The following is an 8,669-nucleotide window of genomic DNA, read 5'->3' on the forward strand; positions in this document are numbered from 1 at the left end:
AGTATAGAAAAATGAAAATGTGAAAATTTAAATAGTATAAAAGATATTATAAAAATTTAATTGAAATTTTGGGTATAATTACAAAATCATAAAAATAAAGTTACCAAGACAAGGGGGTAATACATTGAAAAATTATGATTTATTAGTGATTGGCTTTGGTAAAGCTGGAAAGACATTGGCTGCAAAATTTGCTAGCTTAGGTAAAAAAGTAGCACTTGTTGAAGAAAGCAACACTATGTATGGTGGAACTTGTATCAATATAGGATGTATACCTACAAAAACGCTTATCGTTTCTAGTGAAAAAGGCGATAAGTACGAAGTTGCAAAACAAAATCGTGATAATGTTGTAGAAAAACTTAGAGCAAAAAATTTTGCAGGGTTAAATAATAATCCTCAAGTCGATGTATATACAGCTAAAGCTAAATTTATAGAAGATAAAGTGGTAGAAATATCTGCTAGTGGAGAAACTGAAAAACTCACAGCTGAAATTGTGGTAATTAATACTGGAGCGGTTGCGAATGTATTAAATATACCGGGCTTAGAGACGTCAAAAAATGTTGTGGATAGTACAGAATTACAAAAATTAGAAACACTACCTAAAAATTTGGGGATCTTGGGAGCCGGAAATATAGGGTTGGAATTTGCATCGTTATATGCTAAATTTGGATCAAATGTGACAGTCTTGGACTCGACGCAAAATATTCTCGGACGTGAAGAGGTGGTTGTGGCAAATCTTGCAAAAGAATATTTAGAAGAGCAAGGGGTGAAATTTATCCTTGGAACTGAAACTTCAGAAATTTCTAACAACGGAGAAAAAGTAGTCGTTCATACAAAAGAGCATGGAACATTTGAGTTTGATGTCCTACTACACGCGACAGGGCGTAAGCCTAATGTGCAAAATTTGGGACTAGAAAATACTAATGTGGAATTAAGCGAACGTGGAGCTATAAATGTTGATGAGCATTTAGAAACATCTGTAAAAAATGTCTTTGCAGCTGGAGATGTAAACGGAGGATTGCAGTTCACGTACACTTCTCTGGACGATTACAGAATATTGGTTAGCTATTTATTGGGCGATAAATCTTATTCTCAAAAAGATAGAAAGAATGTTCCTTATACAATTTTCATATCGCCAACTCTTTCCCGCGTAGGACTAACTGAAAAAGAAGCGCTTGAAGCGGGATATGAAGTTCTTACAAAAGAATTGCCGGTTGCAAATATGCCACGTGGTGTTGTAAATGGAGACACTCGTGGGATATTCAAAGCAGTAGTTGATAAAAATACAAATCTTATCTTAGGAGCAACTTTACTTGGTAAAAACTCCGAAGAATTAATCAATTTGATTAAAATGGCAATGGATAATAATATTCCATATATGTATATTCGCGACCAAGTTTTCACACATCCAACTATGGGAGAAAATTTAAACGACTTATTTAATTTTAATTAAGATATAGCATCTGCGAAAGTGGATGCTTTTTTTATGTCTTGAATTGTCAAATTAAAAAAGTAGAAGAAGAGATAATAATGAAGAGCTTTTGAATTCGAAAATCAATGGTAAAATTGATATAATAATTATATAGAAGAAAATTATTGAATTTTAAGATTTTAATTTAGAAACTGAAATTAATTGTAAAGTACAGTTTTAAAAACACAAACCAAGATAGAACGTGTAAAATAAATTTGAATAAGGATTAAGTTATAAGGTGATAATATGTGTGAAGAAAGAAACGAAGAACTGATTTTTAAAGATATGTTAGAAGAAGTGGTGGAAAACTTTGGAGAGGGAAGCCAAGAAGGCGTTAAATTTGCAATTAAAAAATGCCAAGAAGACTTGGGCTGTGTATCAATAAGCCACCAAAAGCAAATTGCAGAGGCATTTGAGTTAGACGAAAAAATCATAAAGACTATAATAAAATTTATGCCGTCAGTTAAAGAATCAAAAGTAGAATATGAAGTAATCTGTTGCACAGGGGCAAGATGTGCGAAAAATGGCTCTATGGAAGTTTTAAAAGCAGTTAAAAACATCATAGGGATTGATTTTAACGAAACAACTGAAGATGGAAAGATAAGCCTTAGGAGCCAAAATTGTTTTAAAAAATGTAAATTTGGTCCAAACATTATGATAAACGGTAAATTCTACCATCAAATGGATAAGGAAAAAGTACAGAAAGTTTTAGAAGATATAATAAAATAATAGAAGATTTTATAGGGCAGATAAGATATACAAGAGTTGAGAAGAACAAGAAAACGATGAGAAAAATGCAAAATAAACGCTTGTGAACCCAAAATATAGACTATGGAGAAAACAACAATAAAAAGGTATAATGTAAATTATAAAAATACATATCGTAAATATAAACAATGATGCTTGAGGAGATAAAATGGATATAGAAAAGAAAAAATGGGAAGTATTGTGTAGCGAAGAAAAATTAGAGCAAATAGCAAAAGAAGTAGGAGCAAAACTATCAGAAGACTATAAAGACAAAAATCTTTTAGTAATCTCTATTTTAAAAGGAGCGCTATTCTTTACAGCAGAACTTACAAAAAATATTAAACCAGTTACTAAAATAGATTTCATGATGACATCAAGCTACGGCGACGGCGAAATCAACACAGGTAGTGTTAAGATAATAAAAGACATAGACTACGACCTAGACGAATACGATGTTTTAGTTGTGGACGATATACTAGATACTGGAATAACAATGGAATTCTTAATAGACCACTTAAAAAAGAAAAATCCAAAAACGATAAAAACTTGTGTAATGTTCAACAAACAAGAAAGAAGAAAAGCAGAAATCACAGCCGACTATATAGGAATGGAAATAGAAGACAAATTTTTAGTTGGATATGGACTTGATTTTAAAGACAGATACAGAAATATACCTTATGTATTCTGTGTGTTAGATGAAGATAGATAAAAATTGGCTCTATGTCAAATATTGGGGAGACTCGTTAATTTCGAGTCTCCCCTTTAGTACCATAAATAGTGCAAGTAAGAATTTACTCTCTCTTACACTATTTATGGTACTAAAAACTGACCTCCATTATTTTATCTTTTGGGGTCAGCATATATGTGAAAGGAGGTTTTTATTAGTGACAACACCCTCCATCATCTCCGTGACAACTGCATCCATGTGAGTTTACATGGTCGTGTTCACAGTTTCCTTCTTGGTTGTGATCATGATGTCCGCTACAATTACAAGTTGGTTCAGATGCAGATACTAATTTACCTTCAGCAAATGCATTTGCAAAATCATCAGCTAAGCCAAGTGCTCCTGCATATATATCAATATTAGCTGCTAGTAATGCTTTTACAGCTCCATCACCAATTCCGCCACAGATTAAAACATTAACTTCGTTTGTTTGTAGAAAACCTGCAATGGCACCATGTCCTTCGCCTTGAGTTTCAATTATAGTTGAGTTATTTATCACTCCATTTTCTACGTCATAAACTTTAAATTTTTCAGTATGACCAAAGTGTTGGAAAACTTCACCATTTTCGTAAGGGATTGCTACTCTCATAATATTTTTTCCTTTCTTGTTACATAATGTATAAACGGAGGATTTTTTTACTTTACAATTTCCACCGTTGATTTCTAATTTTTTGCCTCCAATAATTGATTCGGCAATTTTTTTTCTTGCTCTATTGTACATAGAAGTAACGGTAGTTCTGGAAACACCCATTTGTTCAGCGCAGTCAACTTGACTTAGCGAGAAGTAATCTATCAAGCGTATGGTTTCAAGTTCGTCTAAAGCTAACTCAACTACCTCTTCTTTTGCATCACTTAAAGGAGCAAAACTCCAGTAATCTGGATATTGACAGATTTGCCTACATCTTTTAGGCCTTGGCATTTCAAACACCTCATTTCTGACATATGTCAATTATAATTTATAACAATTGGATTTATTTGTCAATAAAATTTTTCAGTATATTTCATAAAAAGTATGGGTCGTTAATTGTAAAATGAAAATGAACTAAAAAATTTTATATAAATTACATCCGGTACAATTGATTCGCCATAAAATAAAATCAAATTAGAAAGTTAATGAATATAACAATACTATAATGAAACTCAAGGGAAAATAAATATCTAAACAACTTTGAAAGATGTGAAGTTTAGCCGCGATATAATAAGGGGTATACAGCACGTAAAATACAGAGCGAGAAATTGGGTTATAGGTTATTTTAAAGATAACTCTAAAAATTTTAAGCCAGTTAATGAAAACTTAGAAAAACTAATACCAAAACTAGGTATTATGCAAAAATACTCAAGAGTATAACAAGTGATAATGGATTGAAATTTGTCGGTTTAACAGGATTAAAAAAGAAAAAGGAATTAATGAAGAACACAATAGTCTAATAAGGAGATTCCTCATAAAAGGAAAATCTATACTAGACTATTGTCAAGATACTATATTAAAGATAATAAACTAAATGCATACTCAGCCGAGAAAATTTTTAGATTATTGAACATCATATTTTAATTTATGATTTCTAGATTTCTTAAAACCAAAACTTTTTAGCGATTATTTAAATTGTATTTGCGTTGTCAAGGATAATAAGATTTTTTATTGCTTCTATTGCAACGTTAATTGTTTCTTCATTCATAAAATCATATGCACAAATAGAACCTGCTCTTACACCGCGAATAGAAGAAACTACAAATAGGGTGGATGATTCCATTTCTGTTGCAACGGCATTTGCTCTTTGCCAAACGCGCCATTTTGACTTTAATTCTTCGTCGATAGGCATACTTTCCGGATCAACTTCGCCGTAAAATGATTCTTTTGAATGTCCAATTCCCGGTAGAAAATTACATTTCAGTTTTTGGGATGCTTTTATCAAAGCGTTGATAACGTCTATGTTGGCAACTGCTGGATATTCAGCTGGGACATATGATTTAGAAGTTCCTTCGTCACGTATAGCACTTGTAAAAATTGCACCTATGTATTTCTTATCTTGGCTTTTTTCTCCGACTCTTCCGCTCGTTCCGACTCTAATAAAAGTATGCGCTCCGCAATGAATTAATTCTTCAACGGCGATGGCAGTCGATGGGCCTCCCATACCTGTACTTACAACGGATACTTTTTTATCATTTAGCATTCCTGTCCAAACACGAAGTTCTCTATTTTGACCTATAAGCTTAGAATTATCAAGTTTTTGAGCAATTAAATTTGTTCTTTCCGGATCACCGGGTAATAAAACATATTCACCAATATCTTTTGAGGTACAGTTTAAATGAAATTGCTTTCCGTCTTTATTTAATACATCCTTGCTTTTTAACATATTTTTCTCCTTAATATTTTTAATCGTTTATTTAAAAAATTATTATAAATATAATTTTAATTATATTATACACGCTTTTATTTAGATGTATAATAAAACTTATTTTATGTACTTCAAAAATAGTTCGGATAATGTATAAGCACTTTTCTAATTAATTTACTTGGATATTCTGTTATTAGCAGCTTAAATATATTTAAATGAATCTTTCATATTTATGAACATTTTTAGGTGATTAAGTTGGATTAGTATTTTATATATTTTGTTCAGTTGTATCTTTAGTAAATTTTGGAATAGAAGTTTCTATAGATTAGTTTTTGTCTTAATCAGAAGAGGGGGATATAATATACAAGGCGTTTTTAGTATAAATCTTTATTTTTTATGGATTTATTATGAAAAAGGTGTAAACAAAAGAGATGCTTATAATTATAACTGTTAGTAACATAATTTTATCTAATTTATTTAATCTATTAAGAATTAAAATAAATGGGTATAATTTATAAAATTTTAGTTTACTAATTTGTGGAGTATATATGAATTTAGAAGTTTTGCAGGGAATTTTAATACCATTTTTAGGCACGAGTTTGGGTGCGGCAATGGTATTTTTTATGAGAAATAAAATATCTTTTGGAGTGCAAAAGATTTTGACGGGGTTTGCTGCCGGAGTTATGGTGGCGGCATCTTTTTGGAGTTTATTGTTACCGGCAATAGATTCTTCGGGGCAATTAGGAAAGCTTGCATTTTTACCGGCGGCAGTTGGTTTTGCGGTAGGTGTCGGATTTTTACTTTTGTTGGATGAAATAACTCCTCATATGCACTTTAATAACGATGAAGAGGGAGTAGAGAGTAAATTAAAGAGAACTACTAAGTTGATTTTAGCTGTAACATTACACAACATTCCGGAAGGTATGGCGGTTGGAGTAGTATATGCCGGTTGGATGGCTGGTAGTACTGGGGTGAGTAGGGCGGCGGCTCTTACTTTGGCGCTTGGGATAGCTATTCAAAATTTCCCTGAGGGTGCAGTGGTTTCAATGCCGTTAAGAGCTGAGGGAATGTCAAAGTGGAAGACTTTTATATACGGAGTGCTCTCAGGAGTAGTTGAGCCAATAGCTTCTATTTTCACGATACTTGCGGCTAGCATGGTAGTTCCTGTTTTACCATATTTTTTGGCTTTTGCAGCGGGAGCTATGATGTATGTTGTGGTTGAGGAATTGATACCCGAGATGTCTGAGGGTGAACATTCCAACAAGGGAACTATTTCTTTTGCTGCCGGTTTTATATTGATGATGATTTTAGATGTTGCTCTTGGGTAAAAATATACCGTATTTTGAGAAAGTGAGTGGTAAAGATGGAAATTAAAGAACAAATTTTACAAGCTATGAGACAAGCTGGAAAGCCTATGAATGCAACAGAGGTTTCAAAGGCAACCGGTCTTGAAAAAGCTGATGTTGATAAGGCATTTAAGGCTCTTAAAAAGGAAGAGGCAATTGTATCTCCTGTTCGTTGCAAGTGGGAACCGGCTGATAAATAAGTTTAAAGGTAGTATTTCGATTTGAAGTACTACCTTTTTTAGTGTTATTTATTTGCAACATTTTTTATAAATGTAATCAAAAATTCTTTTGACTTTTCCATGTGTTGTATTGGAATGTATTCGTACTTACCGTGGAAGTTCATTCCCCCTGTGAAGATATTAGGTGTTGGAAGTCCCATCCAAGATAATCTACTTCCGTCTGTACCACCACGAATTGGTTCTACAATAGGAGTTACATCAATTGATTCTAAAGTGTTTATTGCAAGGTCGACGATGTCCATGTGAGGTTCTATCTTCTCTCTCATATTTCTATAAGATTCTTTGAATGTAACAGCTATTCTTTCTCCGTATTTTTTATTTAAGAATTCAACTGCATAGGATAGTATATTTTTCATATTTTGAATTTCTTCATAGTCAAAGCTTCTTAAAATATAATCTATTTCAGCTTTTTCTACTGTGCCTGTCAATTCGTCTAAGTGGTAAAAAGCTTCGTATCCTTCTGTGAATTGTGGTCTTTGGTTTGCTGGGAGCATATCGTCTAGTTCCATTGCGAGGCTAAGTGCATTTATCATCTTATTTTTTGCAGTTCCTGGATGTACACTTTCGCCGCTAATAGATATTTTAGCACTTATCGCATTAAAACATTCGTATTGAATTTCACCTAATCTACCGCCATCGATTGTAAGTGCAAAGTCGGCTCCGAATTTCTCTATATCAAATTTATCTACACCTTGTCCGATTTCTTCATCAGGTGTGAAAGCTATTCTAATTTTTCCGTGGGGGATTTCAGGGTGGTTTTTAAGGTGCAATATGCTATCCATAATTATAGCTATTCCGGCTTTGTCGTCTGCTCCAAGAAGAGTTGTACCATCAGTTACAATTAAATCTAATCCTGTTACATTATTTAAAGCCGGAAATTTTTCAGGGCTTAAAATTATATTTTCTTTTTCATTTAAAATTATATCTTTTCCATCATAATCAGTTATTATCCTAGGATTTACATTTGTGCCTGTCATTGCTGGGGCTGTGTCCATATGGGCAAGTAACCCTAAGGTTGGAATTTCTTTATCTGTGTTTGATTCAAGAGTTGCTGTGACATATCCATATTTATCCAAGTCGACATCTGATAGACCCATTTCGTTACATTGTTTTACCAATAGGTTTGCAAGGTCAAATTGTTTTTTAGTACTTGGAAATGTTTTAGATTCTGGGTCTGATTTAGTATCTATTTTTAAATATTCTATAAGTCGTTCACTGATATTCATAATTGCCTCCTTTAGTTGTTTATTTTAAGAATACTCTTAGGGTATACTAAAGTCAAACGAGTATTTTATTTAGAGGAGATTTTATGAAGATAGGTTTTATTTCAGACACACACGGATATTTAGAAGATACCAAGAAAGCTCTTGGCATTTTGGATGGCTGTGATAGGATTTTACACTTGGGAGATGTACTTGCACCAGGACCGAGAAATGGAATTCATCCAGGGTATGACGCCAAAGAATTGGCTGAGGTATTTGCTGGAAGAGATGATATTTTTATGGTAAAGGGCAATTGTGATGCTGATGTAGATGAACAGGTAATGGATAGAAAATTTTTAGATAATGTTGAGGTGTTTTTAGAGTGGGGAGATTTAAAGATATTTGCACTGCATGGATACAGAGAAAGTATTGAAGAGAGAGTAGAAAATGCCAAAAAGTTAGGAGCTGATATTGTAGTAGTTGGGCACACGCATATAAAAGTATTTGAAAAGATGAAAGGAATAATATATATGTGTCCTGGAAGTCCAACCCTTCCCAAAGATGACAGTAAGTCTGTGGTTATATATGAAGATGGAATTTTTAATTT

The 8,669-nt window shown here is 32.9% G+C and carries 9 protein-coding genes; 6 read left to right on the plus strand and 3 right to left on the minus strand.

Annotated features, from left to right (window positions below):
* Positions 1-124: 124 nt before the first annotated feature.
* The 3 genes from HMPREF9129_RS02610 (at position 125) to hpt (ending at position 2,924) form a co-directional block, all read left to right on the plus strand.
* Positions 125-1,450 (plus strand): FAD-containing oxidoreductase, encoded by a 1,326-nt coding sequence (locus HMPREF9129_RS02610; protein ID WP_004820066.1) that lies wholly within the window; start codon positions 125-127, stop codon positions 1,448-1,450.
* A gap of 264 nt (positions 1,451-1,714) precedes the next feature.
* Positions 1,715-2,197 (plus strand): NADH-quinone oxidoreductase subunit NuoE family protein, encoded by a 483-nt coding sequence (locus tag HMPREF9129_RS02615; RefSeq protein ID WP_004820068.1) that lies wholly within the window; start codon positions 1,715-1,717, stop codon positions 2,195-2,197.
* Between the two features lie 187 nt (positions 2,198-2,384).
* Complete coding sequence (gene hpt, locus HMPREF9129_RS02620) at positions 2,385-2,924, plus strand: hypoxanthine phosphoribosyltransferase (protein ID WP_004820069.1); 540 nt, start codon at positions 2,385-2,387, stop codon at positions 2,922-2,924.
* Positions 2,925-3,096: 172 nt separating this feature from the next.
* On the opposite strand, the gene HMPREF9129_RS02625 is transcribed toward hpt, so the two are convergent.
* Positions 3,097-3,858, minus strand: coding sequence for a DUF134 domain-containing protein (locus tag HMPREF9129_RS02625; protein WP_004820070.1), 762 nt, complete (start codon positions 3,856-3,858; stop codon positions 3,097-3,099).
* A 679-nt stretch (positions 3,859-4,537) separates the two neighbouring features.
* Positions 4,538-5,293 carry a nucleoside phosphorylase gene (locus HMPREF9129_RS02630; protein ID WP_004820074.1) on the minus strand — a complete coding sequence of 252 codons (756 nt, stop codon included), beginning with the start codon at positions 5,291-5,293 and terminating at the stop codon, positions 4,538-4,540.
* Positions 5,294-5,823: 530 nt separating this feature from the next.
* Between HMPREF9129_RS02630 and HMPREF9129_RS02635 the strand changes: the two genes are divergently transcribed.
* Together HMPREF9129_RS02635 and HMPREF9129_RS02640 are read left to right on the plus strand one after the other, a co-directional pair.
* Entirely contained in the window at positions 5,824-6,603 is a 780-nt protein-coding gene (locus HMPREF9129_RS02635) for a ZIP family metal transporter (protein ID WP_004820076.1), read from the plus strand.
* 35 nt (positions 6,604-6,638) lie between these two features.
* A complete protein-coding gene (locus HMPREF9129_RS02640) occupies positions 6,639-6,821 on the plus strand; it encodes a hypothetical protein (protein WP_004820078.1) in 183 nt (60 codons plus the stop codon).
* Positions 6,822-6,865: 44 nt separating this feature from the next.
* On the opposite strand, the gene pepT is transcribed toward HMPREF9129_RS02640, so the two are convergent.
* The gene (gene pepT, locus HMPREF9129_RS02645) at positions 6,866-8,086 is read right to left on the minus strand and encodes a peptidase T (RefSeq protein ID WP_004820080.1); all 1,221 of its coding nucleotides are present in this window, start codon (positions 8,084-8,086) and stop codon (positions 6,866-6,868) included.
* A gap of 83 nt (positions 8,087-8,169) precedes the next feature.
* On the opposite strand from pepT, the gene yfcE reads away from it, so the two are divergent.
* On the plus strand, positions 8,170-8,669 hold a 500-nt coding region (gene yfcE, locus HMPREF9129_RS02650), incomplete at its 3' end, for a phosphodiesterase (protein ID WP_004820082.1).

This window comes from Peptoniphilus indolicus ATCC 29427 (assembly GCF_000227315.1).
Classification (GTDB): Bacteria; Bacillota; Clostridia; order Tissierellales; family Peptoniphilaceae; genus Peptoniphilus; species Peptoniphilus indolicus.